The sequence below is a fragment of the Agrococcus pavilionensis RW1 genome, from assembly GCF_000400485.1.
GTDB lineage: Bacteria > Actinomycetota > Actinomycetes > Actinomycetales > Microbacteriaceae > Agrococcus > Agrococcus pavilionensis.
In genome coordinates, this window is record NZ_ASHR01000023.1 from 1 (window position 1) to 25,844 (window position 25,844).

Here is a 25,844-nt window from a genome sequence, read left to right on the forward strand (position 1 = left end):
GCAGCAGCGCCGCTTCGACGACCGCGCCCCGCGCGGCGAGCGTCGCTTCGAGCGCGACGAGCGCCCGCAGCGCGGCTTCCGCGAGCGCGACGAGCGCGGCGGCGACCGGCGCCCCGAGCGCGACGAGCGCCCGCGCCGCAGCTTCGACGATCGGCCGCAGCGTCGCGACAGCACCTACTACCCCTCGACCGAGGCGAAGCCCTTCGCGCCGAAGGAGGACGTCGTGCTCGACCGGCTCGACGCGACCGCGACCGTCGCGGCCGACGTCGAGGGCGTCTCGTTCGTCGACCTCGGCCTCGGCGCCGGGATCGCGGGAGCCCTCAAGTCGATGGGTGCCCCGTCGCCGTTCCCGATCCAGGCCGCGACGATCCCGGACGTCATCGCCGGCAAGGACGTGCTCGGCCGCGGCCGCACCGGCTCCGGCAAGACCATCGCGTTCGGCGCCCCGATCGTCGAGATGCTGCTGCGCAACCGCCCGGAGCGCCGCGAGCTCGGACGCCCGCCGCGCGCCCTCATCCTCGCGCCCACGCGCGAGCTCGCGCAGCAGATCAACCACACCGTCATGGGCCTCGGCCGTGCGGTCGGCATCTTCACGACCGTCATCGTGGGCGGGGTGAAGCAGGACAGCCAGGTCGAGTCGCTCCGCCGCGGCGTCGACATCCTCATCGGCACGCCCGGCCGCATCGAGGACCTCGTCGAGCAGCGCAAGCTCAACCTCGGGGCGGTCGAGATCGCGGTGGTCGACGAGGCCGACCACATGTGCGAGCTCGGCTTCCTCGAGCCGGTGCAGCGCATCCTCCGCCAGACCCGCCCCGGCAGCCAGAAGCTGCTGTTCTCGGCGACCCTCGACGCCGAGGTGCAGACGATCGTGCGCGAGTTCCTGCCCGAGCCGGCCGTCCACGAGGTCGCCGGCGAGGAGCAGTCGACCTCGACGATCGACCACCAGGTGCTCGTCGTCGACCGCTACGACAAGGACGCGGTGCTCGAGCAGATCGTCACCAACCCCGGCCGCATCATCGTCTTCACCCGCACGCGCGCCTACGCCGAGCGGCTCACCGAGCAGTTCTCCGACGCGGGCATCGCGGCGGTGAGCCTCCACGGCGACCTGACGCAGGCGAAGCGCAACCGCTCGCTCGAGAAGCTCAAGCGCGGCAAGGTCGACGTGCTCGTCGCGACCGACGTCGCCGCGCGCGGCATCCACATCGACGACGTCGCGCTCGTCGTGCAGGCCGACCCGCCGGACGAGTACAAGACCTACCTGCACCGCGCCGGCCGCACCGGCCGCGCCGGCAACGCGGGCCGGGTCGTGACGGTCATCGCCCCCGCTCGCCGCAAGCGCACGCAGCAGCTGCTCGACCGCGCCGAGATCGAGGCGCCGATGATCCCCGCGGTCCCCGGCGACGACCTGCTCGACACGCTCACCGCGGCACCGACCGCCGAGGCCGAGCCCGCCGCGGAGTAGTCGACCCGACGCATCCGCACGAGAGGCGGATGCGCGACCCGAGTGGCCCGGACCGGAGACGGTGCCGGGCCCTCGGCGACTGCGCCCCGCCCGCTTCCGGCGTACGGTGGGGCCATGCGGATCGTCGTCGTGGGTGGATCGGGGAACGCGGGCTCGGCGATCGTGCGAGCCATCGGTCGGCGGGGCGAGCTGCCGACGCCGATGTCGCGCTCCGGCAAGGCGATCGCCGGCGCGCCCGGCGTCAAGGCCGATGTCGTCACGGGCGAGGGCCTCGACTCGGCGCTCGCGGGAGCCGACGTCGTCGTCGACGCGCTCAACTCGCGCAACCCGCTCGACCTTCGCCCCTTCACGATCGGCGCGCGCAACCTCGTGCAGGCGGCCGAGCGCGCCGGCGTCGGCCGCGTCGTGCTGCTCTCGATCCTCGGCGTCGAGCGCTCGCGGCTCGGCTACCACCGCCGCAAGCGCCAGCAGGAGCTCGCGTACCTCGAATCGCCGCTCGAGGTGTCGGTCGTGCGCGCGGCGCAGTTCCACGAGTGGTCGGTCGACCAGTTCGAAGCGGGCTCCGCCCTCGGCGCGATCCCGGTCGCGCTCGGCGGCCGGCTGCAGCCGGTGGCCGTGAGCGAGGTCGCGGCGCTCGTCGCGCAGGAGGCGCTCGAGCCGACCGGCAAGCGCTTCACCGAGATCGCCGGGCCCGAGGTGCGCATCTCCCGCGACCTCGCGAAGTCGTGGCAGCGCATCACGGGCGCGCGCGGCCTGATCGTCAACGGCCCGTTCCCGCCGTCGCTGCTCGACTACCTCCGCTCGGGCGCGAACCTCACCGAGCAGCACAAGGGCTCGATCACCTTCGAGGAGTGGCTCGAGCGCCGTCGCTGAGCCCACAGGGCCGGTGGCGCCCCGCGCGCCGTGTCGGTCGCCGCGCCTAGGCTGGACGGGCAGGGCCACGGAGGGGGATGCGTGACGGACGCGAGGCACGACGACTGGGTGCCGCCGAGCGACGACGACGCCCCCGAGGCGTGGGAATCGTGGGACGAGCCGGCCGACGGCTGGCTCCCGCCGACCGACGCAGACGCGCCCCGCGGTGGCGTCCGCACCGCGGTGCGCCCCGCGACCCGCGCGCCGGGCATCGCCGCGACCGCGAAGGCGGCGACGCCGCTCGAGGCCCTCACGCGCGTCTGGGGCTACGACGCGTTCCGCGGCGAGCAGGCGCAGATCATCGACGAGGTCGTCGCCGGACGCGATGCCGTCGTGCTCATGCCGACGGGCGGCGGCAAGAGCCTCTGCTACCAGATCCCCTCGCTCGTGCGCGAGGGCACGGGCGTCGTCATCAGCCCGCTCATCGCGCTCATGCACGACCAGGTCGACGCGCTCGAGCAGCTCGGCGTGCGCGCCGCCTACCTCAACTCGACGCAGAGCCCCGACGAGCGCCGCGACGTCGAGCGCCGTCTGCTCGCCGGTGAGCTCGACATGCTCTACCTCGCGCCCGAGCGGCTGCCCGTCGCACAGGCGCTGCTCGACGCCGCCCCGATCGCGCTCTTCGCGATCGACGAGGCGCACTGCGTGAGCCAGTGGGGGCACGACTTCCGGCCCGACTACCTGCAGCTCTCGGTGCTCGGCGAGCGCTGGCCCGAGGTGCCGCGCATCGCGCTCACCGCGACCGCGACGGTCGAGACCCGCGCCGAGATCGTGGAGCGGCTCGGGCTGCACGGCGCGAAGGTGTTCGTGTCGAGCTTCGACCGCCCCAACATCCAGTACCGCATCGCTCCCAAGCAGGACGCGAAGGCGCAGCTGCTGCGCATCATCCGCGACGAGCACCCCGGCGCCGCCGGCATCGTCTACTGCCTCTCGCGCAAGTCGGTCGAGTCGACCGCCGACTGGCTGCGGGCGCAGGGCATCGACGCGCTCCCGTACCACGCGGGCCTCGACGCCGGCACGCGCGCCGCGAACCAGCAGCGGTTCCTGCGCGAGGACGGCGTCGTCATGGTCGCGACGATCGCATTCGGCATGGGCATCGACAAGCCCGACGTGCGCTTCGTCGCCCACCTCGACCTGCCGAAGTCGGTCGAGGGCTACTACCAGGAGACCGGGCGCGCGGGTCGCGACGGGGAGCCGTCGACCGCGTGGCTCGCCTACGGGCTGCAGGACGTCGTGCAGCAGCGGAGGATGATCGCCGACGGTGAGGGCGACGCGCAGCGAAAGCGCAACCAGACGATGCACCTCGATGCGATGCTCGCGCTGTGCGAGACCGTCGAGTGCCGCCGCGTGCAGCTGCTCGCCTACTTCGGCGAGCCGAGCGAGCCGTGCGGCAACTGCGACACGTGCCTCTCGCCGCCCGATTCCTACGACGGCACCGTCCCGGCGCAGAAGCTGCTCTCGACGATCGTCCGGCTGCAGCGCGAGCGGCGGCAGTCGTTCGGCGCCGGCCACCTCGTCGACATCCTCGTCGGCGCCGACACCGAGCGCATCCGTCGATTCGGCCACGACCAGCTCGCCACCTACGGCATCGGCAGCGACCTGAGCGCCGTGCAGTGGCGCGGCGTCGTGCGCCAGCTGCTCGCGCAAGGGCTGCTCCAGCCGCAGGGGGAGTACGGCGTGCTCGCGCTCACCGATGCGTCGGCGGCCGTGCTCGCCGGCGAGCGAGAGGTGCGGCTGCGGCACGAGGTGAAGGCACCGGCGAAGGTCGCGCGCCGCTCCGAGAGCACCGCGCAGCTCGACGACGCCGCGCAGGCGGTGTTCCAGTCGCTCCGCTCGTGGCGCGCGAGCACGGCGAAGGAGCAGGCGGTGCCCGCCTACGTCGTGTTCAACGACAAGACGCTCGCGGCGATCGCCGAGCGCCGCCCGCGCACGATGGTCGAGCTCTCGACCATCTCGGGCGTGGGCGAGTCGAAGCTCGAGCGCTACGGGGCCGCCGTGCTCGAGGTGCTGACCGAGGCATGAGCGAGCGCGTGCGGCTCGACGTCTGGCTCTGGGCGGTGCGCCTCGTCAAGACGCGTGCCGCCGCGACTGAGGCGTGCCGCGGCGGTCACGTGAAGCTGAACGGCAACGCCGCGAAGGCGGCGCAGCCCGTGCGCATCGGGGACGAGGTGCGCGTGCGCGTCCACGGCTTCGACCGCATCGTCATCGTCAAGCAGCTGCTCGCGAAGCGCGTGAGCGCGCCGCTCGCCGCCGACGCGATCGAGGACCGCTCGCCGCCCCGGCCGAGCGCGATCGACGCCGCCCAGGTGCCGTTCCGGCCGCGGGGCGCCGGCCGCCCCTCGAGCCGCGAGCGGCGCGAGATCGACCGGCTGCGCGGCCGCGCCGACTGATCGCTCGACTACCAGAGCCCGGGCTGGTCGTCCATGAGGCCACCCAGCACGGACACGAAAAGCGTCACCCCGCAGCAGAGCGCGACGAGTCCGCTCAGGAGCGCGAGCCAGCCGCCGCGCGTCGGCGTCGAACCGGTGCCGCGGATGCTCATCGCGATGCCGACGAGCGCGAGCACGACGGCCGCGACGACGACGGCCAGGACGACCGCGAAGCCTGCGGGCACGACCGGTCAGCCGCCCGTCGTGAGGGCCGTGATCCACGAGATCGCGCCGAGGATGGCCGCGATCGCGCCGGCGACGATCAGCACGAGCGCGAGCACGCGGTTCTGGGAGCCGTGCTCCTGCTTCTCGCGGCGACGGCGCCCGCTCGTCAGCAGCAGGGTGCCGAGCACGAGGGAGCCGAGGCCCAGCGCCAGCACCCAGGTGGCGACTCCCTGCGACATTCCGAAGATGGCGTCCATGGCGCCGAGCCTAGGAGCGGATCCTGGACGATCGCCCGCGCGCCGTTCAGGCCATGAGCGGCAGCAGCGTCCACAGCAGCGAGGGGACGGCGATCGCGGTGCCGATGACGAGCAGCGTCACGCCGATCGCGAGCGGGGGGCGCGACGTGGAGTCGTCGCGCCGCCGGGAGCCGATCACGAGCAGCACGATCCCGCCGGCGATGAGCAGCAGCCCGAGCACGAGGCCGGCGACGCTGAACAGGCCGGAGAACAGCATCGACATGCCGCGAGCCTAGCCAGGGGCCGCGCCGGGCGCGACCGCGCGGGTTAGCCTGGAGTACGTGCCTCAAACCGACATCTCTCCCGCCATCGCCCGCTCCTGGCTGCTCGTGCCCGCCTCCAAGCCCGAGCTCTTCCAGATCGCCCAGGAGAGCGAGGCGGACGCGATCATCATCGACATCGAGGACGCCGTCGCGGCGAAGGACAAGGCGCAGGCGCGCGCCGACACGGTCGAGTGGCTCTCGACGGGCCACCGTGCCTGGGTGCGCATCAACGACGCCGCGAGCGACTTCTGGAGCACCGACCTCGCCGAGCTCGAGCAGGCGCCGGGCCTCGAGGGCGTCATGCTCGCGAAGACGGAGTCGGCGAGCCACGTGAACGACACCGCCGACCGCCTGCCGGAGGGGATGCGCATCCTCGCGCTCGTCGAGACGGCGCGCGGCGTGCTCCACGTCGAGCAGATCGCGAACGCTCCTTCGACGTTCCGGCTCGCGTTCGGCACCGGCGACTTCAAGCGCGACACCGCGACGGGCGACGACCCCATCGCGCTCGCGTACGCGCGCTCGCAGCTCGTGATCGCGTCGCGCGCCGCTCGGCTGCCCGCCCCGATCGACGGACCGACGCTCTCGATGGACGGCCTCGACGCCGGCACGCGGCTCGCGAAGGAGATGGGCATGTCGGGCAAGCTCATGCTCACCCACGAGCAGGCCCCGATGGTCAACGCGGGCCTCGCGCCGAGCCCCGACGAGGTCGCGTGGGCGCACGGCTTCGTGCGCGCCTTCGAGGAGTCCGGCGGCAAGATCACCGACGGCAGCGACCTGCCGCGCCTCGCTCGCGCGCAGAAGATCCAGGCGCAGGCGCGCGACTTCGGCATCGAGATCGACGCGGCGAGCCTCGCCGAGCTGAACTACTGAGGCACAGCGAAGGGGGCGAGCGCACGCGCTCGCCCCCCTCGCATCCGGAAGACCTACTTGAAGGTGTCCTTGACGTCCTTGCCGGCGTCCTTGACGTGCTCGCCCGCCTGCTTGGCGTTGGCGCTCGCCTCGTCCTTGTGGCCCTCGGCCTCGAGGCGCTCGTTGTCCGTCGCGTCGCCGATGCCCTGCTTCGCCTTGCCGACTGCCTCCTGGGCAGCGTTCGAGATCTTGTCGTCGAGACCCATCTCAACCTCCTTGATCGTGGAGCGGTCGCTCCGCCATCCAAGGTAGGGACGGTGCCTGGGAGTCGGCTCAGGAGCTGCTGGAGGACCCGTCCCGCCCGCCGGGCGTCCGCACGACCGGGTTCGACGCGGTCGTGACGGGAGAGGCGATCGAACCGGGGGCCGACGCATCCGCCTCGAGCTGCGCTTGCGCGGCACGCTCCTCCATCGCCTCCTCCATGGCCGACTTCTGCCGCAGCGGCGGCACGCGGAAGAAGAGGGCGATGACGAGCGCGACGCCGACGACCGCGAGCGCGACCCAGAAGGGCCCGCTGGATGCGTTCGAGAAGCCGTCGAGGAACGGGGCAGCGAGCCGCGGGTCGGCGGTGTTGAGGAACGACGAATCCTCGTTGAGCGCGCCGCCGATCTGCTCGGGGCGCGCGAGCACCTCGAGGATGCGGGCGTTGCCGGGGTCGGCCAGCACGGAGGGATCCTGCACCGCTGCCTCGAGGTCGGCGCGCAGGTCGCGGCGCCCGAACGCGGTCTGGAGCGTCTCGGGCAGGCGCGCGAAGAGCATCGAGAAGACGACCGCGACGCCCGCGGTGCCGCCGAGCTGCCGGAAGAACGTCGCCGAGCTCGTCGCGACGCCCATGTCCTTCGGCTGCACCGCGTTCTGGCTCGCGATCGTCAGCGTCTGGTTGACCTGGCCGAGGCCGAGGCCGAGCAGCAGCTGCCCGAGCAGCAGCACCCAGAGCGGACTGTCCCACTGCAGGGTCACGAGCACGCCGTAGGCGATCGCCATGGAGGCGAGGCCGAGCACCGGGAAGGCGCCGTAGCGACCCGTGCGGGCGATGATCTGGCCCGACGCGATCGACGCGATCATGAGCCCGACGATGAGTGGCAGCGTCGCGAAGCCAGCCTCGGTCGGGTTCATGCCGTGGACGATCTGCAGCACGAACGGGATCATCATCATCCCTGCGAACATGCCGAAGCCGCTGAAGACGCCCAGCAGCGTCGCCATCGAGAAGGCGCGGTTGCCGAACAGGTGCAGCGGGATGAGGGCCGCGGTGCCCATCCGGCGCTCGACGAGCACGAACGCGATGAGCCCGAGCACGCCGACGACGTAGCAGGCGATCGAGGCGATCGACGTCCAGCCCCACACGCGGCCCTGCTCGGCGACGAGCAGCAGCGGCACGACGCCCACGACGAGCAGCGCGGCGCCCCACCAGTCGATCCGGACGCGCTCGTGGTGGGCGGGCAGGTGCAGGTAGCGCCAGACCATCCAGAGCGCGGCGACGCCGATGGGCAGGTTGAACAGGAACACCCAGCGCCAGCCGTCGAGCGCGAGGATCTCGTCGGTGCCGGCGAACATGCCGCCGATGAGCGGCCCGAGGATGGACGAGACGCCGAAGACGGCGAGGAAGTAGCCCTGGTACTTCGCGCGCTCCCGCGGGCTCAGCACGTCGGCCATGATCGTGAGCGGCAGCGCCATGAGGCCGCCGGCGCCGAGTCCCTGGACCGCGCGGAACGCGGCGAGCTGGATCATGTCCTGCGCGAAGGAGCACAGGATGGAGCCGACGAGGAACAGCACGATCGCCGCGAGGAAGAGCGGTCGGCGCCCGAAGATGTCGCTGAGCTTGCCGTAGATGGGCGTCACGATCGTCGAGACGATGAGGAACGCCGTCACGACCCACACCTGCAGGTCGAGCCCGTGCAGGTCGTCGGCGATGGTGCGCATCGAGGTGCCGACGACCGTCTGCGACAGCGACGACAGGAACATGGCGATCATCAGGCCGACCAGCACGAGCATGATCTGGCGGCGGGTCATGAGGGGGTCGCCGGGCACAGCGGTGCTCTCGGCGGCGCGCGGATCGCGCTGCGGCATAGGGGTCCTTCGCTCTCGGGAAGATCGTTAGTCTACCGAATGATCTAGTCGCGCGCCAGTCTGCGCCGGCGTCGCGAGGCGGATGGCACGATGGATGCGTGCGTCGAGTCGTGGTGGTGGTGGCAGCAGCGCTCGTGCTGACGGGGTGCGGCGCGGCGGAGGAGCCCGCTCCGAGCGAGACCGCGACGCCCGTGAGCGCGACGCCGACGCCGACGCCGAGCGCGACCGCGGCGGTGCCCGAGCCGACCCCGACCGCGACGCCGACACCCGCGCCCATCGAGCCCGACGCATCCGCCTTCGACATCGACTCGGGCGCGAGCCTGCAGGTCGTCGTGAACAAGCGGCGGCCGCTGCAGCCGCCCGAGTACCGGCCGGAGCTCGTCGCCGTCTCGAGCGGGCAGGAGGGCGGCGAGCTCGTGCGGCCCGAGCTCGACGCGGCGCTCGCGGGGATGTCGCAGGCGATGCGCGCCGAGATCGGCGAGGGCACGTTCGTGTTCTCCTCCTACCGCGGCTACGAGCGGCAGGCGGAGCTCTACTCGGGCTACGTCGCGCGCTACGGTCAGGCGGAGGCCGACACCACGAGCGCCCGCCCCGGGCACAGCGAGCACCAGACGGGGCTCGCGATCGACGTCTCGGGCACCGGCGGCGCGTGCCGCCTCGCGACGTGCTTCGGCGACACCGCCGCCGGGCGCTGGCTCGCCGAGCACGCGTGGCAGCACGGCTTCGTCGTGCGCTACCCGCAGGGGCTCGAGCACATCACCGGCTACGAGTGGGAGCCGTGGCACCTCCGCTACGTCGGGATCGAGGTCTCGACCGCGATGCACGAGGAGGGCGCGGCGACCCTCGAGGAGTTCTTCGGGCTCGAGCCGGCGCCCGACTACGCGCCGTAGCATGCCGCCATGGCGAAGGCGAGCGTGAGCGGCGGGTTCCGCGGCGGTGGAGGAGGCTTCGGCGGCGGCGGTCGATCGTTCGGGGGATTCTCGAGCGGCGGCGGCTCGTTCGGCGGCTCGACGCCGAGCAGCAGCTCGTGGAACTGGGCCTCGAGCGGCAGCTCGAGCGGCTCGGACGGGCTCGACCTGTGGAGCACGGGACGCGGCGACGACCGCGCCGAGGGCGGTGCGGCGCCGTGGTGGCTCATCGCGCTCATCCTCGCCATCTCGATCGGCATCTCGCTCCTCGGGGGCCGCTGAACCGCATCGCGTAGCCTGCCGCCATGGCGAAGCGCAGTGTGAGCGGTGGGCGCAGGGGCGGCGGGGGCGGCTTCGGCCGCAGCTCGTCGCGGCGGAGCTTCTCGGGCGGCGGATCCCGGCGCGGCGGGGGCGGCTCGTTCGGGCGCTCGTCGGGACGCTCGTCGTCGAGCCGCAGCTCGTGGAACTGGGCGTCGAGCGGCTCGAGCTCGAGCTCGAACCGGCGCCGTGGTGGCGGTTCCTCGTCCGGCGGGTCGGCGTGGGGGCTACTGCTCGTGATCATCGTCGTCGCGCTGCTGCTGACGTACTTCGGCGGCTGAGCGGGTGGCGAAGCGCAGCGCACGCCCTCGCTTCCGCGGCGGCGGTGGCGGATTCCGCGGCGGATCGTTCCGCTTCTCCGGCGGCGGCGGCGTGCGAGGCGGCGGCGGCTCGTTCGGCGGCTCGTCGAGCGGCTCGACCTCGCACGCGCGCGGCGGCGGGCGCGGATCCCTCGGCTCGCCGCTGTCGTGGCTGCTGCTCGTCGGCACGGTCGTCGTCTGCATCGCCGTCGCGATCGTCGAGCGCTGAGGCGCGATCGCCGCTGCCTCTGCCCCGTTTAGCCTGGGGGCATGAGCGAGCGAGCATCGGTGGGCGGATCCAGGGCTCTCGGCGGCGTGCTCGTGCGACGCCGGCGCGGGTTGCTCGCGGTCGCCGCGGCGGTCGCCCTCGTGCTCACGGGGTGCCAGCAGGGCGCGCTCGACCCCGCGCCCTCGGCCACCGACGGCGCGGCCGAGCCCACCGCATCCGCGACCCCGACGCCCACCCCCGAGCCGATCACCGTCTCGGTGAGCGCGATGGGCGACATCCTGCCGCACGACTCGGTGACGATGGATGCGCGCACGGAGGACGGCGGGTACGACTACGGGCAGTTCTTCGACGCGGCGAAGCCGATCTGGGCCGACAGCGACCTCGTCTACTGCAACCAGGAAGCGCCCTCGGGCGGCGTCGAGCTCGGGCTGACGTACTTCCCGGCGTTCAACGCGCCGCGGGAGTTCGCCGAGGGGATCGCCGACGCCGGCTGCAACATGATCGGCTTCGGCAACAACCACACCTTCGATCGCGGGCAGGAGGGCGTCGACCGCACGCGCGCGGTGTGGGACGAGCTCGACCCGCTGCTCATCTCGGGCGGCTTCCGCTCGCCGGAGGAGCAGGCCGAGGTGCCGACCGCCGAGGTGAGCGGCATGACGGTCGCCTTCCTCAACTTCGTCGACCTCTCGAACACCCCCACGAACGACTTCGTCGTCACGTGGCTCGACGACCCGCTCGTCGAGCAGCAGATGGCCGAGGCCGAGCAGATCGCCGACGCGACGATCATCGCGGTGCACTGGGGCGACGAGTACTCGAGCGTCGTCAATGCCCGGCAGCGCGAGCAGGCGCAGCGGCTCGCCGACCTCGGCGCCGAGGTCATCCTCGGCTCCCACCCGCACGTGCTGCAGGAGGCGGAGTGGCTCGAGCGCGCCGACGGCTCGCGCGCCTTCGTCTACTACTCGCTCGGCAACTCGGTGACGACGCAGATGGCGATCCCGCGGGTCGTCAGCGCGGTCGCGCAGTTCGAGCTCGTCGGGGAGCCCGGCGGACCCGTCGAGGTCGTCGACCCCGCGGCCGTGCCGATCTACATGCACTTCGATCTCACGCCGCAGCAGTTCCGCTCGCAGGACTGGATCCACCGCCGCAACCTGCAGCTGCACCCGCTCGTCGACGCGGCCGAGCCGATCACGCGCTCGGCGTGGCGCGATGAGCTGACGGTCGAGTCGGGCATCGAGCTCGTGACGGATGCGCTGGGTCCCGACGTGCGCATCGTCACGGACTCGTTCGCCCCGTGACGCGGCCTCTTCGTCGAGCAGCGACCGTTCCAACCCCCGTTCGTCGAGCAGCGGACGCAGGCCGCGTATCGAGACGGATCCGCTGATGAAGCGCTGGCTCCTCCTCGCCGCCGCGATCGTCCTGGAGGTCACCGCGACGCTCTCGCTCAAGGCGGCGCTCGACGCGCCGGCGCTCTACGCGGTCGTGACGGTCGGGTACAGCGGCGCCTTCGCCGCGCTCGGCCTCGCGCTCCGTGCCGGCATGCCGCTCGGCGTCGGCTACGGCATCTGGGGCGCGTGCGGCGTCGTCATCACGGCGGTCGCCTCGGCGCTGCTGTTCGGCGAGGCGCTCACGCCGCTCATGGGCGCGGGCATCGCGCTCATCATGGGCGGCGTGCTGCTCGTCGAGGTCGGCTCGCAGCGCGCGCAGCGCGATGCGCGGGAGGCGACCTCGTGATCGCCTGGCTCGTGCTCATCGCGTCGATCGTCGCCGAGGTCGGCGGCACGCTCTCGCTGCGGATGGCGACCGTCGGGGAGCGACCCAAGCGGCGCTGGTCGCTCGTCGTCGCGGGCTGCTACCTCGTCGCCTTCACGCTCCTGTCGGTGTCGCTCGCGCACGGCATGCCGCTCGGCGTCGCCTACGGCATCTGGACCGCGGTCGGCGTCGCGCTCACCGCGGTGCTCAGCCGCGTGCTCTTCCGAGAGCCGCTCACGCGCACGATGCTCGCGGGCATCGCGCTCATCGCGCTCGGCGTGCTCCTCGTCGAGCTCGGCGCCGCCCACTGAGCAGCGCCGCGCTCAGCGTGCGAGCGCCTCGAGCTCGCGCACCGCGGCGGCGACCTCGGCCGGCGTCTCGAGCGCCGGGAAGTGCCCGCCCCGCTCGAGCACCGAGAAGGAGCGCAGGTCGCGGTACGAGCGCTCCGCGAGCGAGCGCGGGTAGTCGCGCTCGCGGCGCTGCACGCGCACCGCGGCGGGCGCGTCCACGAGCGGATGCGGCGCCCCGCCCGCGTCGCTGTACGGGCGGAACGACGTGCCGATCGACCGCGTCAGCGAGTAGAGCGTCACGGTCGTGAGCACGGTGTCGTCGGGCAGCCCCTCGTCGCCCGCCCACTCGAGCAGCTTCTCGCCGACCCACGCGAGCAGCCCGACGGGGGAGTCGAGCAGCGCCGCGGTGGTCGTGTCGGGCCGCGATCCCTGCTGGTGCGCGTAGCCGGCGGCGAGCGGCCCCTCCGCGTCGAAGCGCGCGAAGAAGGCTTCCTCCTCGGGTGTGAGCGACTCGCCGCGATCCCGCGCGCCGAACGACGAGTGCGTCGCCACCAGGCCCGCCACCGCATCCGGATGTCCGCCCGCGAGCCAGTCGCTCACACCCGCGCCGACGTCCTCGCCGTAGGTGAGGAAGCGCTCGTAGCCGAGCTCGTCGACCATGAGCGCGCGCCAGCGGCGGGCGACGGCCTCCTCGGTGAACGGCTCCGGCAGCGGCTCCGACCACGCGTAGCCGGGGAGCGACGGGATCACGACGTCGAGCTCGCCGCGGAGCGCCTCGGCGAGCGGCAGCATCTCGGCGAACGAGTAGGGCCAGCCATGGGTGAGCACGATCGGCAGGCGGCCCGGCCGGCCGCCGCGCACGTGCACGAAGTGGATGCGCGTGCCCTCGACGGTCGCGACGCGGTGCTCGAGCGCGAAGAGGCGTCGCTCCGCCGCGCGCCAGTCGAAGCCGCCGCGCCAGCGGTCGAGCAGGCGCTCGAGGGTCGGCATCGGGATGCCGTGGGCACCGGGCGTCGGCGCGGGCACCGTCGACTCGTCGAGCCGGCGCTGCAGCCGCTCGAGCTCCTCGTCGGTCGCGCGGAACGTGAACGGCTCGCTCATGCGAGCCACGCTACGCGTGGCCGCCCACGCCCGCCTGGCTCGCCGCGCGCGCGAGCGCCTCCCGCGACCGGGGCCGTTCCGCCCGACAGGGGCGGGCGCGCCAGCCCCTCTCGGGCGCAGCAGCCCCCGTCGACGGACGGACTAGCCGCCGAGCGCCGAGTCGACGATCGCCTTCGCCTCCGCCTGCACCTGCCGCAGGTGCTCGGGGCCGGCGAACGACTCGGCGTAGATCTTGTAGACGTCCTCGGTGCCCGACGGCCGCGCCGCGAACCACGCGCGCTCGGTCACGACCTTGAGCCCGCCGATCGAGGCGCCGTTGCCCGGCGCGTCCGTGAGCTTCGCGACGATCGGGTCGCCCGCGAGCTCCGTCGCCGCGACCGCGTCGCCGGTGAGCTTGCCCAGCCGCGCCTTCTGCTCGCGCGTCGCCGGCGCATCCACCCGCTCGTACACGGGCGCGCCGAAGCGCGCCGTGAGCTCGCCGTAGAGCTGCGACGGCGACTTGCCCGTGACCGCGCGGATCTCCGACGCGAGCAGGCACAGCAGGATGCCGTCCTTGTCGGTCGTCCACACCGTCCCGTCGGCCTGCAGGAACGACGCGCCCGCGCTCTCCTCGCCGCCGAAGCCGACCGAGCCGTCGACGAGCCCCGGCACGAACCACTTGAAGCCGACCGGCACCTCCCAGAGCCGGCGGCCGAGCGCATCCGCCACCCGGTCGATCATCGACGACGACACGAGCGTCTTGCCGATCGCCGCGTCGGCGCGCCACTGCGGCCGGTGCGCGAAGAGGTACTCGATCGCGACCGCGAGGAAGTGGTTGGGGTTCATGAGGCCGCCGTCGGGTGTGACGATGCCGTGGCGGTCGGCGTCCGCGTCGTTGCCGGTGAGGATGTCGAACTCGTCCTTGCGCGCGAGCACCGAGGCCATCGCGTTGAGGCTCGAGCAGTCCATGCGGATCTTCTCGTCCCAGTCGAGCGTCATGAACGACCAGGTCGGATCGACGGATGGGTTGGTGACGGTCAGGTCGATGCCGTACCGCTCGGCGATCGCGCCGTAGTAGTCGACCGCCGCGCCGCCGAGCGGGTCGGCGCCGATGCGGATGCCCGACGCCTTGATCGCCTCGAAGTCGATCGCGCGACCGAGCGCGTTCACGTACTCCTCGCGGAAGTCGTACAGCTCGACGCGCGGGTCGCTGCCGCCGGCCACCTCGACGCGCTTGACGCCACGCAGCCTGTCGGCGATGAGCTCGTTCGCACGCTTCGCGATCCAGCCGGTCGCGTCGGAGTCGGCCGGCCCGCCGTGCGGCGGGTTGTACTTGAAGCCGCCGTCGCGGGGCGGGTTGTGGCTCGGCGTGACGACGATGCCGTCGGCGCGGTCCCTGTCTGCATCGGCACTGGCGGATGCGTCCTGGTTGTACGCGAGGATCGCGCGCGAGACCGCGGGCGTCGGGGTCACCGAGCCCCGCGCATCCGCCATCACCCGCACGCCGTTGGCGACGAGCACCTCGAGCGCCGTGCGCTCGGCGGGGAGCGAGAGGCCGTGGGTGTCGCGGCCGATGAAGAGCGGGCCGGTGATGCCCTGCTCGGCGCGGTACTCGCAGATCGCCTGCGTGATCGCGAGGATGTGGGTCTCGTTGAACGCCGCGTCGAACGCGCTGCCGCGGTGCCCGCTCGTGCCGAACGCGACCGCCTGGTCGGGGTTCGAGACGTCGGGGACGAGCTCGAAGTAGGCGCGCTCGAGCGCCGCGACGTCGATGAGGTCCTGGGGCTGGGCAACCGTGCCGGCTCTGCTCATGGCCCCATCAAAGCACCGGCCGCTGGGCGACGGCAGGTCGCCCGCCGGACGCCGCCCCTCCGCGGACAGGCATATGCCGAGTGGCTCGAATGTGCCGCGCTTTCGAGCACTTGCGCATATCCCTGTCGGCCCAGTCGGTGAGCGGCCGACCCCGCGGAATTCGTCCGTTGTCGATGCCCGACACCGGTGCCACACTGGCGCCCGTGGACGCACGCGATGGCGCGGACGACCGTGAGCGGGCGCTCGAGGCCGCCCACGCCGCCGCGCTCGACTGGCTCGCCTCGCTCGACGACCGACCGGTGTGGCCGCGCGCGAGCCTCGACGAGATGCTCGAGGTGTTCGGCGGGCCGCTGCCGGACGACGGGCGCGACCCGGCGGCGGTGGTCGAGCAGCTCGCGACGGGCGCCGGCCCGGGCCTCGTCGCGATCCCCGGCCCCCGCTTCTTCGGCTTCGTGATCGGCGGCACGCTCCCCGCGGCGCTCGCGGCCGACTGGCTCGTCTCGGCATGGGACCAGAACTCCGGCTCGGCGATGCTCACGCCCACGACCGTCGCGCTCGAGCGCGTCGCGGGGGAGTGGATGCTCGACCTCTTCGGGCTTCCCGAGGGCGCGAGCGTCGGCTTCGTCACCGGCGGCCAGGTCGCGAACCTCGCGTGCCTCATGGCCGCGCGCAGCGCCGTGCTCACCCGCGCGGGCTGGGACCTCGGCGAGCAGGGCCTCCGCGGCGCACCGCGCGTGCGCGTCGTCGTGGGCGCCGACCGGCACGGCTCGATCGACCGCGCGGTGCGCTTCTTGGGGCTCGGCCGCGCCGACATCGTCGTCGTGGCCGCCGACGACGAGGGCCGCATGCTGCCCGACCAGCTCGAGCCGGCGCTCGGCGAGAGCGAGGAGCCGCTCATCGTCTGCCTGCAAGCGGGCGAGGTGCACACCGGCGCCTTCGACGACTTCGCCGCGCTCATCCCGATCGCGCACGACCGCGGCGCGTGGGTGCACGTCGACGGCGCCTTCGGGCTGTGGGCGGCGACGAGCCCGCGGCTGGCGCACCTGACCGCCGGGATGCAGGCCGCCGACTCGTGGGCGACGGATGCGCACAAGACCCTCAACGTGCCGTACGACTGCGGCATGGCGATCGTGCGCGACCCGGCCGACTCGATCGCGGCGCTCCGCACGGGCGGCGACTACCTCGTCTACACCGGCCTCGACCCGTGGGACGTCACGCCCGAGCTCTCGCGCCGCGCCCGCGGCGTGCCCGCGTGGGCGGCGCTGCGCAGCCTCGGCCGCGCGGGCGTCGCCGAGCTCATCGAGCGCCTTCACGACAACGCGGTCGCGATGGCCGAGGGCCTCGCGCAGATCGGCGGCATCGAGCTGCTGCACGAGGTCGGCTACACCCAGGTGATGTTCCGGATGCCCTCCGACGAGCAGACGACGGCGCTCGGCGCCGCGATCCTCGCCGAGGGCACCGCGGTCGTCACCGGCGCCCAGTGGCGGGGCCGCGCGGCGCTCCGCTGCGCGATGTCGTCGTGGGCGACGACGCCCGCCGACATCGAGCGGACGCTCGCCGCGATCCGGTCGCTCGCCGCCGCGTGAGCGCGGCGCGCATGCGGGCCCGACCTAGGCTTGGGCCATGAACCACCCTCGCGCCGTCACGTTCCTCGGGCCCCGCGGCACGTTCACCGAGGCGGCGCTCGAGCAGGTTCCCGGGCTCGAGCAGACCGAGCGCGTGCCGGTCGCGAACGTCGCCGAGGCGCTCGCGGCCGTCGCGGAAGGTCGCTCCGACGCGGCCATGATCGCGATCGAGAACTCCATCGAGGGCGGCGTCACCGCCGCGCAGGACGCGCTCGCCGCCACCCCGGGCCTCCGCATCCTCTCGGAGCACGTGGTGAGCGTGAACTTCTCGCTCGTCGCGCTCCCAGGCACGCGCCTCGACGACATCCGCGTCGTCGCCGCGCACCCCGTCGCGTGGGCGCAGTGCACGGGCTGGCTGCAGCGCGAGCTGCCCGGCCGCGCCCACCTGCCCGCCGCGTCGAACGTCACGGCCGCCGCCGACCTCGGCGCGAGCGGCGCGCAAGCCGCGCTCTCGACGCCCACGATCGGCGACTGGGTGGAGGGGATCGACGTGCTCGCCGACCGGATCGGCGACAACCCGGATGCGGTGACCCGGTTCCTCTTCGTCGGTCGCGCGGGCGCTCCGGGGGAGCCGACCGGCGCCGACAAGACGAGCCTCGTGGTCGAGCTGCCGAGCGACGAGCCGGGCATGCTGCTCGACATGCTCGAGCAGTTCGCGACCCGAGGCGTCAACCTCTCGCTCATCCAGTCGCGGCCGATCGGCGACCGGCTCGGCCGCTACCGCTTCGTGATCGACGCCGACGGGCACATCCGGGACGAGCGAGTGGCGGATGCGCTGCTCGGCCTCAAGCGCTTCTCCCCGTCGGTGACGTTCCTCGGCTCGTACCCGCGGGCCGACGGGCAGCGGATCCACGTCGAGCGCCGCTACAGCGACCGCTCGTTCGTCGAGGCCCGCGACTGGCTGCGGGGGCTCGTCGCCGGCGAGCCGTCGGCATAGGCGTCAAGCGACGCGGACCCGATCTCGACAACGGGACCCGAGATCTCGGGTCCGCGTGCCGAACTGGGGTCCGGGTATTGCGGCGGACCTCCACCCGCGAGCGCGGGACGGTCGCGGGCAGAGCGTCAGACCGCGGGGCCCTCGTCGTGCTTGTGCTCGCCCGGCACGCGCACGCGCAGGGCGTCCTCCCGGATGCCGGCGCGCAGCGCGATCGCCTCACCAACGACGTCGCCGTCGACCTGCACGGCGCGCGGCTCGTCGAGGCGCGCCTGCGTCTCCTTCGCCTGCCCGTAGCCGAGCGCGGCGCCGGTGCGCTGCCGCCCGAGGTGGCCGCGGCGGCGCAGCAGCTTCGTGACGATCATGTTGTTGCGGGCGATGTAGCCGGCGACCTGCGCCCAGCCGCGCACGCCGCGCGGGCGCACGAGCGCGATGTCGAGCATCCCGTCGTCGATAGCGGCGTCGGGGAGGATGATGATGCCGTTCGTCACGGTGCCGCAGTTGCCGATGAGCATCGTGTTGACCGTCGAGCGGGTCGTGCGGCCGCCGTCGAGCCGCACCGCCACCCGCACCTTGTCGAGCGACGAGATGACGCGACCGGCCGCATCCACGTAGGCGAGCCAGCCGACCTTCTTCTTGAGTCCCTCGTCGGTCTTGTCGATCATCTCGGCGTCGAGGCCGAAGCCGACCATGACCGCGAAGGCGTGCTTCGAGCGCGTGCCGTCGGGCGCCTGGATCTCGAGCTCGCCGAGGTCGATCTCGCGCTCAGCGCCGCCGAACGCGGTCCGGAGGGCCTCGACCACGTCGGTCACGTCGATGCCGAGGTTCCGGGCCAGCAGGTTGCCCGTGCCTGCGGGCACGATCGCGAGCGGCACGTCGGTGCTCGTGATCTCGTCGGCCGCGACCCGCACCGTGCCGTCGCCGCCGGCGACGATGAGCAGGTCGATGTCCTCGGCGAGCGCCGCCCTGACGGCCGCGCGGCCGGAGTCGTCCGCATCCGTCTCGAACCAGAGCGGCTCCGACCACTCGATCGGCTCGGCGGTCTCGACCTGCCGGGCGAGGGTGTCGCGATCGACCTTCACCGGGTTGTAGACGATGCCTGCGCGCATGTCGGCACAGTACCCCGTGCATCCGGGGCGGTCGCCGAGGCCCGTCGTCGCCTCCGACGGTCCGTTCACCTGCGGCTCCTAGACTGGAGGGGTGATCGATCCCCAGCTGCTGCGCGACCAGCCCGACCTCGTGCGCGAGAGCCAGGAGCGCCGCGGCGACCCCGTCTCGCACGTCGACGAGGCGCTGACCGCCGAGGCCGCCCGCCGCGCCGCCATCACCGAGTTCGAGCGGCTGCGCGCCGAGCAGAACGCGCACGGCAAGCTCGTCGGCCAGGCCGCCAAGGAGGACCGCCCAGCGCTCATCGAGCAGGGCAAGGCGCTCGCCGCGGGCGTGAAGGAGGCGCAGGCGCGGGTCACCGAGGCTGAGGCCGCCTTCGACACCGCCGTCTCGCGGCTCGGCAACCTCGTGCACCCCGACGTGCCCGCCGGCGAGGAGGCGAACTTCGTCACCCTCGCGACCCACGGCGAGGAGCGCTCGTTCGACTTCGAGCCGCGCGACCACGTCGAGCTCGGGGAGAGCCTGAAGGCATTCGACATCGCCCGCGGCGCGAAGGTCGCCGGCTCCCGCTTCTACTACCTCACCGGCATCGGCATGCGGCTCGAGCTCGCGCTCATGCTGCTCGGCCTCGACCAGGTGCTCGCCGACGGCTTCACGCCGCTCACGACGCCCACGCTCGTGCGCCCCGAGATCATGCGCGGCACGGGCTTCCTCGGCGAGCACGCCGACGAGGTCTACCACCTGCCGGCCGACGACCTCTACCTCACCGGCACCTCCGAGGTCGCGCTCGCGGGCTTCCACGCCGACGAGATCATCGATGTCGAGGAGCCCAAGCGCTACGCCGGCTGGTCGACGTGCTACCGCCGCGAGGCGGGCTCCGCGGGCCGCGACACCCGCGGCATCCTGCGCGTGCACCAGTTCAACAAGCTCGAGATGTTCTCGTACGTCAGGCCCGACGAGGCCGAGGCGGAGCACGACCGGATGCGCGCCCTGCAGGAGCGCATGCTGCAGGCATGCGAGCTGGACTACCGGGTGATCGACGTCGCCGCGGGCGACCTCGGCTCCTCCGCTGCGCGGAAGTTCGACATCGAGGCGTGGATCCCGAGCCAGCAGCAGTACCGCGAGCTCACCTCGACCTCGAACTGCACGACCTTCCAGTCGCGCCGGCTCGGCACGCGCTACCGCACCGAGAGCGGCAAGACCGCCCCGGTCGCGACGCTGAACGGCACCGCCGCCACGACCCGCTGGCTCGTCGCGATCCTCGAGACGCACCAGCAGGCCGACGGCTCGGTGCGCGTGCCCGCGGCGCTGCAGCCCTACCTCGGCGGACTCTCGGTCATCGAGCCGGTCGAGACCGCGGCGGTGGGTGCCTGATGGAGCCGCTGCTCATCGCGCTCGACATCGACGGCACCGTCGTGCACGAGGACGACTCGCTCTCGCCCCGAGTGGCGGATGCGATCCGCGCGGTCGTCGACGCCGGTCACGTCGTGGTGCTCGCCACCGGCCGCTCGCAGTCGACGACCGAGTCGACCGCCGAGCGGCTCGGCATCGAGCCGAGCCACCTCGTCTCGGCGAACGGCGCGCTCGTGCTCGAGCGCAAGGACGGCCGCTACGAGCCGCTGCACGTCGAGACCTTCGACCCCGAGGAGGCGCTCCGCACCATCTCGCAGGGGCTGCCGAGCGGCGCCTACATGGTCGAGGACGCGACCGGCCACCGTCGGTACACGAACGGCATGCATGACTGGAACCTCGACGAGGCCGAGCAGGTCGAGTTCGACGACCTCTTCCAGCAGCCGGCGATGCGCGTCGTGGTGATGAGCCCCGACCACGAGGTCGACGAGTTCCTCGAGATCGTCGAGCGGATGGGCCTCCACAAGGTCTCCTACGCCATCGGCTACTCGTCGTGGCTCGACATCGCGCCCGATGGGGTGACGAAGGCGACGGGTCTCGAGCGGGTCGCGAGCCTGCTCGAGATCCCGCGCGAGCGGATCCTCGCCGTCGGCGACGGGCGCAACGACATCGAGATGTTCGAGTGGGTGGCCGCGGGCGGCGGCCGCGCGGTCGCGATGGGGCAGGCGCCCGACGAGGTCAAGGCTGCCGCGAACGAGTCGACCTCCGACGTGCACGACGACGGCCTCGCCGAGGTGCTCGAGGGGCTGCTCGTCCGCTCGTAGTCGACGCATCCCCTCGCGCCGTACAATCACCCGAGGCCCCCGCCGCGCTCCCAGCCGCGCGAGGCGCCTGGAGGGCTGTCCGAGCGGCCGATGGAGCCGGTCTTGAAAACCGGTGGGCAGCGATGCCTCGTGGGTTCGAATCCCACGCCCTCCGCACGAGACCGCCAGACCAGGAGGGCGCCCCATGGCAGCCGAGCGCGCGACGACCGTCGTCGACACCTCGTCGATGACGCCGCGCCACGGGCGGCTGCGCCGCCACTCCGGGGTGGCGCACGTCTTCCGCTGGATCGCGCTCGGCATGGCCGTCGTGCTCACTGCGGTCGTCGGCGTCGTCGGCATCTCGGTGCTGCGGGTCACGACGGGCATCACGACCGTCGACCTCGCCGCCGACGTGCCGCCCGCGCAAGCCGGGTTCGCGCCTTACGAGGGCGGGTTCACGATCCTGATGGTCGGCTCCGACCAGCGCGAGGGGCAGGGCGAGGAGTTCGGGGAGTCGGCCTACGACGGCGGCAAGCTCAACGACGTCACGATGCTCCTGCACGTCAACGAGGACCACAGCCGCGCGCGGGTGGTCTCCTTCCCGCGCGACCTGCTCGTCGACTTCCCGGCGTGCGAGGACCCGGAGACGGGCGAGACGGTGCCCGCCGCGCGGAACGTGCAGTTCAACCAGGCGCTCGGCCGCGGCGGCCTCGCGTGCGTCGCGACCGTCGTCGAGAGCCTCACGGGCATGGACGTGCCCTACGCGGCGATGATCACCTTCCAGGGCGTCATCAACATGTCGACCGCGGTCGGCGGCGTGCCGGTCTGCTTCGCCGGCCCCATCGACGACCCGTGGACCGGGCTCCAGATCGAGGAGGCCGGCGTCCACGAGCTCGAGGGGGAGCGCGCGCTGCAGTTCCTGCGCTCGCGCCACGGTGTCGGCGACGGCTCCGACCTCGCGCGCATCTCGTCGCAGCAGGTGTTCCTCTCGTCGCTCGTGCGCACGCTGCAGTCGGACGCGGTGCTCACCGACTTCACGCGGCTCTACGCCATCTCGCAGGTCGCGATCGAGAACATGACGCTCTCGTCGGGCCTGGGTGACATCGGCACGATGGTGTCGATGGCGCGCGTGCTCGCCGACATCCCGCTCGAGACGATGCAGTTCGTGCTCTACCCGAACGTCTACCAGGGGGCGCGCGTCGTGCCCGACGAGGAGCGCGCCGAGGAGCTCATGCGGCGCATCCGGCTCGACCTGCCGATCGAGCTCGGCGAGGACTCGCTCGGTGTGGGATCGACCGACGAGACGCCCGCGCCGACGACCGGGCCCACCGCAACCGCGACCCCGGAGCCGACCGCGACGCCCGAGCCGACCGAGAGCGCGGCTCCGGGGACGACGCCGACGCCGACCCCGACGGACGAGCTCGACGGCGTCATCGGTCAGGATGCGTCGCAGGAGTCGTGCGTCGTGCCCTTCGGCGGCTGACCGCCGTCGGTCGAGCAGCGCGCATAGCCCGCGTATCGAGACCGTCCCCCGCTTTGCTAGACTTGCCGTCGGCCTGCCCACCGCGGGCCTCGGAGACGTCGCATAGTCCGGCCTAGTGCACCACCCTGCTAAGGTGGAGTCCCCAATAGGGGACCGAGGGTTCAAATCCCTCCGTCTCCACGGACTGAGGCCCCGCTTCCTTCTGGAACGCGGGGCCTCGCTCGTCCTCCGGCGCAAGCCGGCGGGAAAGTTCTCAGCGCGGCGTCGGTCATCGACGCTACGCTGAGGACGGCGCAGGGCGGATCTTGCTCGGCGCTTCTGAACGCGGCTCCGGCCGCACAGCATGATTGAAGGAAATATGGCAACCGGCACCGTCAAGTGGTTCGACTCCGGCAAGGGCTTCGGCTTCATCGCTCCGGACGACGGCGGCAAGGATCTGTTCGCTCACTACAGCCAGATCCAGTCCAACGGCTTCAAGACCCTCGAAGAGGCTCAGGCAGTCGAGTTCGAGATCGTCGAGGGCAACAAGGGCCCGCAGGCTGCGAACATCCGCGCCCTGTGAGCCTGGTCGCGTCCTCCTGACGCGGCTCGATTCGCGCTGACGGCCGGGGATCAGGTAGTCTGATCCCTGGCCGTTCGGCCAAGCGCCCGTAGCTCAACGGATAGAGCATCTGACTACGGATCAGAAGGTTGGGGGTTCGAGTCCCTCCGGGCGCGCACTGTGTTGAGACAGTAGAAGGCCACTTGCGGAAGCAAGTGGCCTTCGTGGTTCGCGGATGCGTCCGCTCGCGCGTCGACGCCCGTTCCGGCCCGCGCGGTGCCAGGATCGCGAGCACCATGGACTTCGACTACAGCGAGCTCACGCCGAGCCCGGAGGCCGTTCGGGCAGCGCACGAGCGCATGGACGCGAGCCTCGCGGCCGAGGCGGTGAACGGGCTCCGCGCCCGGCTCCTCGAGCGCTGGCCGACGGCGACCGAGCTGCGGTGGACGAGCGCCCCGGATGACGAGGGCGTGCTGCGTCACGCGCTGCTGCTCGACGCGCGCGGGCGGCTGCTCGCGACCGGTGAGGACTTCACGGTGCCGGCGCTGTTCCGCGGCGCCGTCTTCCGGCACAGGCTCGAGCCCCACTCGGAGCGGCTGCATGCCGACGGCGAGGCGGACTCGTGGTCGCTCGACCTGACGTTCGAGCGGCGCCGTCGCGCGGACGGCTGAGCCGGGCCGCGAGCCGCTCAGGGCTCCGGGGTCTGGCCCGCCTCGGTCGCGTTGAACCACGCGAGCCATCCGTCGCCCGACTCGTGCACCTCGTAGGCGCCGCACCAGAGCACCTCGTCGGGCAGCTCGCTCGCATCGGCGAAGCCGCCGTACCGCCCGTCGAACGGGAGCGATGAGCGGGGGCCGGTGACGCATCCGCTCGGCTCGCTCCCCGTGAACGCGATCACGGCCCTCGTCTCGTCGTTCGTCGCGGTCGTGCGGATGCTCGCGGCGTCGTCGGGCAGCCAGCTCGGCATCTCGACGCCGACCCAGCCCTCGGAGGCCTCGGCTCGGGTGTCGAACGCTTCGCTGTGCACGCGCTCGAAGGTGTCGGTGACGCTCGTGCAGCCCGCGAGGGCCGTCACGGCGAGGGAGGCTGCGGCGAGGGCGGCAACGGTCGGGAGGCGTCTCTTCATGCCTCCATCGAAGCGGTCGAGGGCACGTGCCCGCGTCGGACGGACGACGGATCGCGGGTCGTCCGCGCGGATGATCTCAGGGAGCGTCGTCGTGCACGCCGCACGAGCAGCCGACCGCTCCCGTCTCGCGGCTCCGCTCGGTGTAGGCCTGCAGCACCGCCTGCTCGAAGAGCACCTGGTGCGGCGAGAGGAACTGCTGCACCGCGGCGGGCAGTCGGCCGGCGAAGCGGTGTACGGGGCTGCCGATGGTGAGCTCGGCCACGTGCACGGCGACGTACACGAGCGAGAGCAGCGAGAAGAGCGTGAGCCCGCGGCCGTCGGGCATGAAGGCGCTCGCCACCGGGATGAGCACGACGACCGCGAGGAGGCCGTGCAGGAGCGGCGAGCGGCGGAGCCGCGCCCGCGCGGCGTCGCGCCCGTAGTCGCGCGCCGCGAGCACCGCCGTCGCTCGAGCGATCTCGTGCGCCTCCTCGTGCGAGGTGCGCTCCTCGGCGGCGATCCTGCCGATGCGCGCAGCCCGGCGCGCATAGCGCTCGATCGCGTCGATCGCCGATCCGTCGCCCTGCGTGCCCTCGTGGTCCACTGCCGCACCTCCTCCACCATTCTCTCGTGCTCCTCGCTGTGCTCGCATCCGGGCCGCTCGGTGACACGAGGGCGACCGCCGCGTGCCAGAATCGCGACGAGAGCGACCGCATCCGGCACGGTCGCGGCCTCGACAGGGCCGGACAGGGAGACGACATGATCGGTCAGCGGGACGACCCGGGGCTGCCGCGCTACGCGGGCATCGCGACGTTCGCGCTGCTGCCGCAGCTGCACGAGGTCGAGCACGCGGATGTCGCCGTCGTCGGCATCCCGTTCGACTCCGGCACGAGCTTCCGCCCGGGCGCGCGCTTCGGGCCAGCGCACGTGCGCGAGCACTCGCGCCAGCTGCATCCGTACCACCAGGTGCACGAGTCGTTCCCGTTCCGCGACCAGCAGGTGGTCGACGGCGGCGACCTCCGGGTGGGCCCCTACGACATCGAGGCCGCGGTCGAGGCGATCCATGAGCAGGCACGGGCGCTCGTGCAGGGCGGCACGACGGTCGTGGCGATCGGCGGCGACCACACGATCGCCCTGCCGCTCTTGCGGGCGGCCGCCGAGCGGCACGGGCCGCTCGCCGTGCTCCACTTCGACGCGCACCTCGACACGTGGGACACGCTGCACGGCGCGAGCATCTGGCACGGCTCCCCGTTCCGTCGCGCGGCGGAGGAGGGGCTGCTCGACCTCGAACGCTGCCAGCACGTCGGCATCCGCGGCGGCGTCTACGACCCGAGCGAGCTCGACGACGACGCGCGGGTCGGGTTCGCGATCATCCGGAGCGACGACTTCGCCCGTCACTCGCCCGAGCAGCTCGCCGAGCGCATCCGGGACCGCCTCGGCACCGGGCAGGTGTATGTGTCGATCGACATCGACGTGCTGGATCCGGCGCACGCGCCCGGCACCGGTACGCCGGAGGTCGCCGGCATCAGCACCCGCGAGCTCTTCGGCGTGCTGCGCGAGCTGCGCGGGCTCGACATCGTCGGCGGTGACGTCGTCGAGGTGCTGCCCGCCCACGACCACGCGGGCATCACGGGACTCGCCGCCGCGCACACCGTGTGGGAGCTGCTCGCGCTCATCCCGCCGCCGTCGCGCTGAGCGGGCAGCCGCC

Annotated in this window: 30 protein-coding genes and 3 tRNA genes; 23 read left to right on the plus strand and 10 right to left on the minus strand. The window is 72.8% G+C overall.

From position 1 onward, the window contains the following. The 4 genes from L332_RS0115170 to L332_RS21850 form a co-directional block, all read left to right on the plus strand. Nucleotides 1-1,462: DEAD/DEAH box helicase (locus tag L332_RS0115170; protein WP_052588666.1), on the plus strand; the 1,462-nt coding region annotated here is incomplete at its 5' end. 114 nt (nucleotides 1,463-1,576) lie between these two features. Next, nucleotides 1,577-2,335 carry an SDR family oxidoreductase gene (locus L332_RS21840; RefSeq protein ID WP_021010415.1) on the plus strand — a complete coding sequence of 253 codons (759 nt, stop codon included), beginning with the start codon at nucleotides 1,577-1,579 and terminating at the stop codon, nucleotides 2,333-2,335. Between the two features lie 81 nt (nucleotides 2,336-2,416). Further along, the gene (gene recQ / locus L332_RS21845) at nucleotides 2,417-4,396 is read left to right on the plus strand and encodes a DNA helicase RecQ (RefSeq protein ID WP_021010416.1); all 1,980 of its coding nucleotides are present in this window, start codon (nucleotides 2,417-2,419) and stop codon (nucleotides 4,394-4,396) included. After that, on the plus strand, nucleotides 4,393-4,764 hold the full coding sequence (locus tag L332_RS21850; protein WP_021064985.1) for an RNA-binding S4 domain-containing protein: 372 nt from the start codon (nucleotides 4,393-4,395) through the stop codon (nucleotides 4,762-4,764). The genes recQ and L332_RS21850 overlap by 4 nt, the downstream gene beginning before the upstream one ends. Nucleotides 4,765-4,772: 8 nt before the next feature. On the opposite strand, the gene L332_RS21855 is transcribed toward L332_RS21850, so the two are convergent. From L332_RS21855 to L332_RS21865, 3 genes are read right to left on the minus strand one after another with little or no spacing between them, the layout of a single operon-like run. Beyond that, complete coding sequence (locus L332_RS21855; RefSeq protein WP_021010418.1) at nucleotides 4,773-4,988, minus strand: hypothetical protein; 216 nt, start codon at nucleotides 4,986-4,988, stop codon at nucleotides 4,773-4,775. A gap of 6 nt (nucleotides 4,989-4,994) precedes the next feature. After that, nucleotides 4,995-5,225 carry a hypothetical protein gene (locus tag L332_RS21860; protein ID WP_021010419.1) on the minus strand — a complete coding sequence of 77 codons (231 nt, stop codon included), beginning with the start codon at nucleotides 5,223-5,225 and terminating at the stop codon, nucleotides 4,995-4,997. Between the two features lie 46 nt (nucleotides 5,226-5,271). Beyond that, on the minus strand, nucleotides 5,272-5,487 hold the full coding sequence (locus tag L332_RS21865) for a hypothetical protein (RefSeq protein ID WP_021010420.1): 216 nt from the start codon (nucleotides 5,485-5,487) through the stop codon (nucleotides 5,272-5,274). A 58-nt stretch (nucleotides 5,488-5,545) separates the two neighbouring features. Here L332_RS21865 and L332_RS21870 point away from each other — a divergent pair, with 58 nt between their 5' ends. Further along, on the plus strand, nucleotides 5,546-6,397 hold the full coding sequence (locus L332_RS21870) for an HpcH/HpaI aldolase/citrate lyase family protein (protein ID WP_021010421.1): 852 nt from the start codon (nucleotides 5,546-5,548) through the stop codon (nucleotides 6,395-6,397). A 53-nt stretch (nucleotides 6,398-6,450) separates the two neighbouring features. Here the strand turns inward: L332_RS21870 and L332_RS21875 are convergent, their stop codons facing one another. Further along, nucleotides 6,451-6,642, minus strand: coding sequence for a CsbD family protein (locus L332_RS21875; protein WP_021010422.1), 192 nt, complete (start codon nucleotides 6,640-6,642; stop codon nucleotides 6,451-6,453). A gap of 67 nt (nucleotides 6,643-6,709) precedes the next feature. Further along, nucleotides 6,710-8,503, minus strand: coding sequence for an MDR family MFS transporter (locus tag L332_RS21880; protein ID WP_021010423.1), 1,794 nt, complete (start codon nucleotides 8,501-8,503; stop codon nucleotides 6,710-6,712). A 98-nt stretch (nucleotides 8,504-8,601) separates the two neighbouring features. Between L332_RS21880 and L332_RS21885 the strand changes: the two genes are divergently transcribed. The 7 genes from L332_RS21885 (at nucleotide 8,602) to L332_RS21915 (ending at nucleotide 12,317) form a co-directional block, all read left to right on the plus strand. Next, a complete protein-coding gene (locus L332_RS21885; protein WP_031223608.1) occupies nucleotides 8,602-9,393 on the plus strand; it encodes a M15 family metallopeptidase in 792 nt (263 codons plus the stop codon). A 9-nt stretch (nucleotides 9,394-9,402) separates the two neighbouring features. Then, nucleotides 9,403-9,693: a hypothetical protein gene (locus L332_RS21890; RefSeq protein WP_021010425.1), complete on the plus strand. Its 291-nt coding sequence runs from the start codon at nucleotides 9,403-9,405 to the stop codon at nucleotides 9,691-9,693. 23 nt (nucleotides 9,694-9,716) lie between these two features. Next, complete coding sequence (locus tag L332_RS21895; protein WP_021010426.1) at nucleotides 9,717-10,010, plus strand: hypothetical protein; 294 nt, start codon at nucleotides 9,717-9,719, stop codon at nucleotides 10,008-10,010. 4 nt (nucleotides 10,011-10,014) lie between these two features. Beyond that, the gene (locus L332_RS30575; protein ID WP_021010427.1) at nucleotides 10,015-10,257 is read left to right on the plus strand and encodes a hypothetical protein; all 243 of its coding nucleotides are present in this window, start codon (nucleotides 10,015-10,017) and stop codon (nucleotides 10,255-10,257) included. Nucleotides 10,258-10,298: 41 nt separating this feature from the next. Continuing rightward, nucleotides 10,299-11,552: a CapA family protein gene (locus L332_RS21905; RefSeq protein WP_021064986.1), complete on the plus strand. Its 1,254-nt coding sequence runs from the start codon at nucleotides 10,299-10,301 to the stop codon at nucleotides 11,550-11,552. Nucleotides 11,553-11,637: 85 nt separating this feature from the next. Beyond that, a complete protein-coding gene (locus L332_RS21910) occupies nucleotides 11,638-11,988 on the plus strand; it encodes a DMT family transporter (protein ID WP_021010429.1) in 351 nt (116 codons plus the stop codon). Next, complete coding sequence (locus L332_RS21915; protein WP_031223611.1) at nucleotides 11,988-12,317, plus strand: DMT family transporter; 330 nt, start codon at nucleotides 11,988-11,990, stop codon at nucleotides 12,315-12,317. The genes L332_RS21910 and L332_RS21915 overlap by 1 nt, the downstream gene beginning before the upstream one ends. A gap of 12 nt (nucleotides 12,318-12,329) precedes the next feature. On the opposite strand, the gene L332_RS21920 is transcribed toward L332_RS21915, so the two are convergent. Both L332_RS21920 and pgm read right to left on the minus strand, forming a co-directional pair. Then, a complete protein-coding gene (locus tag L332_RS21920; RefSeq protein WP_021010431.1) occupies nucleotides 12,330-13,397 on the minus strand; it encodes an epoxide hydrolase family protein in 1,068 nt (355 codons plus the stop codon). Nucleotides 13,398-13,538: 141 nt separating this feature from the next. After that, nucleotides 13,539-15,188, minus strand: a complete 1,650-nt coding sequence (gene pgm / locus L332_RS21925) for a phosphoglucomutase (alpha-D-glucose-1,6-bisphosphate-dependent) (RefSeq protein ID WP_021010432.1) — start codon at nucleotides 15,186-15,188, stop codon at nucleotides 13,539-13,541. 203 nt (nucleotides 15,189-15,391) lie between these two features. Between pgm and L332_RS21930 the strand changes: the two genes are divergently transcribed. After that, nucleotides 15,392-16,774, plus strand: a complete 1,383-nt coding sequence (locus L332_RS21930; protein WP_021010433.1) for a pyridoxal phosphate-dependent decarboxylase family protein — start codon at nucleotides 15,392-15,394, stop codon at nucleotides 16,772-16,774. A gap of 37 nt (nucleotides 16,775-16,811) precedes the next feature. Then, nucleotides 16,812-17,750, plus strand: a complete 939-nt coding sequence (pheA, locus tag L332_RS21935) for a prephenate dehydratase (protein WP_021010434.1) — start codon at nucleotides 16,812-16,814, stop codon at nucleotides 17,748-17,750. Between the two features lie 125 nt (nucleotides 17,751-17,875). On the opposite strand, the gene L332_RS21940 is transcribed toward pheA, so the two are convergent. Then, complete coding sequence (locus L332_RS21940; protein ID WP_031223618.1) at nucleotides 17,876-18,856, minus strand: diacylglycerol/lipid kinase family protein; 981 nt, start codon at nucleotides 18,854-18,856, stop codon at nucleotides 17,876-17,878. A gap of 91 nt (nucleotides 18,857-18,947) precedes the next feature. Between L332_RS21940 and serS the strand changes: the two genes are divergently transcribed. From serS to L332_RS21980, 8 genes are all read left to right on the plus strand, one after another. Beyond that, nucleotides 18,948-20,228: a serine--tRNA ligase gene (serS, locus tag L332_RS21945; protein ID WP_021010436.1), complete on the plus strand. Its 1,281-nt coding sequence runs from the start codon at nucleotides 18,948-18,950 to the stop codon at nucleotides 20,226-20,228. Next, nucleotides 20,228-21,028 carry a Cof-type HAD-IIB family hydrolase gene (locus L332_RS21950; RefSeq protein ID WP_021010437.1) on the plus strand — a complete coding sequence of 267 codons (801 nt, stop codon included), beginning with the start codon at nucleotides 20,228-20,230 and terminating at the stop codon, nucleotides 21,026-21,028. The genes serS and L332_RS21950 overlap by 1 nt, the downstream gene beginning before the upstream one ends. Nucleotides 21,029-21,097: 69 nt before the next feature. Continuing rightward, a tRNA-Ser gene (locus tag L332_RS21955) sits at nucleotides 21,098-21,182 on the plus strand. A gap of 30 nt (nucleotides 21,183-21,212) precedes the next feature. Next, entirely contained in the window at nucleotides 21,213-22,490 is a 1,278-nt protein-coding gene (locus tag L332_RS21960) for an LCP family protein (protein ID WP_021010438.1), read from the plus strand. 91 nt (nucleotides 22,491-22,581) lie between these two features. Next, nucleotides 22,582-22,670, plus strand: a tRNA-Ser gene (locus L332_RS21965). Between the two features lie 178 nt (nucleotides 22,671-22,848). Beyond that, nucleotides 22,849-23,052, plus strand: a complete 204-nt coding sequence (locus L332_RS21970; protein ID WP_021010439.1) for a cold-shock protein — start codon at nucleotides 22,849-22,851, stop codon at nucleotides 23,050-23,052. A gap of 82 nt (nucleotides 23,053-23,134) precedes the next feature. Then, nucleotides 23,135-23,207, plus strand: a tRNA-Arg gene (locus tag L332_RS21975). Nucleotides 23,208-23,327: 120 nt separating this feature from the next. Then, nucleotides 23,328-23,702: a hypothetical protein gene (locus L332_RS21980; protein WP_021010440.1), complete on the plus strand. Its 375-nt coding sequence runs from the start codon at nucleotides 23,328-23,330 to the stop codon at nucleotides 23,700-23,702. 17 nt (nucleotides 23,703-23,719) lie between these two features. Here L332_RS21980 and L332_RS21985 read toward each other — a convergent pair whose 3' ends face one another. Next, on the minus strand, nucleotides 23,720-24,157 hold the full coding sequence (locus tag L332_RS21985; protein ID WP_021010441.1) for a hypothetical protein: 438 nt from the start codon (nucleotides 24,155-24,157) through the stop codon (nucleotides 23,720-23,722). A 76-nt stretch (nucleotides 24,158-24,233) separates the two neighbouring features. After that, nucleotides 24,234-24,740, minus strand: coding sequence for a hypothetical protein (locus L332_RS21990; RefSeq protein WP_021010442.1), 507 nt, complete (start codon nucleotides 24,738-24,740; stop codon nucleotides 24,234-24,236). A gap of 155 nt (nucleotides 24,741-24,895) precedes the next feature. Between L332_RS21990 and speB the strand changes: the two genes are divergently transcribed. Beyond that, entirely contained in the window at nucleotides 24,896-25,831 is a 936-nt protein-coding gene (gene speB / locus L332_RS21995; RefSeq protein ID WP_031223620.1) for an agmatinase, read from the plus strand. Nucleotides 25,832-25,844 lie beyond the last annotated feature (13 nt).

Excerpts from the sequence above, each read along its gene's own strand:
- L332_RS21840 (WP_021010415.1), top strand. The coding sequence starts at position 1,577 with ATGCGGATCGTCGTCGTGGGTGGATCGGGGAACGCGGGCTCGGCGATC.
- L332_RS21850 (WP_021064985.1), top strand. The coding sequence starts at position 4,393 with ATGAGCGAGCGCGTGCGGCTCGACGTCTGGCTCTGGGCGGTGCGCCTC.
- L332_RS21860 (WP_021010419.1), bottom strand. The coding sequence starts at position 5,225 with ATGGACGCCATCTTCGGAATGTCGCAGGGAGTCGCCACCTGGGTGCTG.
- L332_RS21865 (WP_021010420.1), bottom strand. The coding sequence starts at position 5,487 with ATGTCGATGCTGTTCTCCGGCCTGTTCAGCGTCGCCGGCCTCGTGCTC.
- L332_RS21875 (WP_021010422.1), bottom strand. The coding sequence starts at position 6,642 with ATGGGTCTCGACGACAAGATCTCGAACGCTGCCCAGGAGGCAGTCGGC.
- L332_RS21880 (WP_021010423.1), bottom strand. The coding sequence starts at position 8,503 with ATGCCGCAGCGCGATCCGCGCGCCGCCGAGAGCACCGCTGTGCCCGGC.
- L332_RS21890 (WP_021010425.1), top strand. The coding sequence starts at position 9,403 with ATGGCGAAGGCGAGCGTGAGCGGCGGGTTCCGCGGCGGTGGAGGAGGC.
- L332_RS21895 (WP_021010426.1), top strand. The coding sequence starts at position 9,717 with ATGGCGAAGCGCAGTGTGAGCGGTGGGCGCAGGGGCGGCGGGGGCGGC.
- L332_RS21905 (WP_021064986.1), top strand. The coding sequence starts at position 10,299 with ATGAGCGAGCGAGCATCGGTGGGCGGATCCAGGGCTCTCGGCGGCGTG.
- L332_RS21910 (WP_021010429.1), top strand. The coding sequence starts at position 11,638 with ATGAAGCGCTGGCTCCTCCTCGCCGCCGCGATCGTCCTGGAGGTCACC.
- L332_RS21920 (WP_021010431.1), bottom strand. The coding sequence starts at position 13,397 with ATGAGCGAGCCGTTCACGTTCCGCGCGACCGACGAGGAGCTCGAGCGG.
- pgm (WP_021010432.1), bottom strand. The coding sequence starts at position 15,188 with ATGAGCAGAGCCGGCACGGTTGCCCAGCCCCAGGACCTCATCGACGTC.
- pheA (WP_021010434.1), top strand. The coding sequence starts at position 16,812 with ATGAACCACCCTCGCGCCGTCACGTTCCTCGGGCCCCGCGGCACGTTC.
- L332_RS21940 (WP_031223618.1), bottom strand. The coding sequence starts at position 18,856 with ATGCGCGCAGGCATCGTCTACAACCCGGTGAAGGTCGATCGCGACACC.
- L332_RS21950 (WP_021010437.1), top strand. The coding sequence starts at position 20,228 with ATGGAGCCGCTGCTCATCGCGCTCGACATCGACGGCACCGTCGTGCAC.
- L332_RS21960 (WP_021010438.1), top strand. The coding sequence starts at position 21,213 with ATGGCAGCCGAGCGCGCGACGACCGTCGTCGACACCTCGTCGATGACG.
- L332_RS21970 (WP_021010439.1), top strand. The coding sequence starts at position 22,849 with ATGGCAACCGGCACCGTCAAGTGGTTCGACTCCGGCAAGGGCTTCGGC.
- L332_RS21980 (WP_021010440.1), top strand. The coding sequence starts at position 23,328 with ATGGACTTCGACTACAGCGAGCTCACGCCGAGCCCGGAGGCCGTTCGG.
- L332_RS21985 (WP_021010441.1), bottom strand. The coding sequence starts at position 24,157 with ATGAAGAGACGCCTCCCGACCGTTGCCGCCCTCGCCGCAGCCTCCCTC.
- speB (WP_031223620.1), top strand. The coding sequence starts at position 24,896 with ATGATCGGTCAGCGGGACGACCCGGGGCTGCCGCGCTACGCGGGCATC.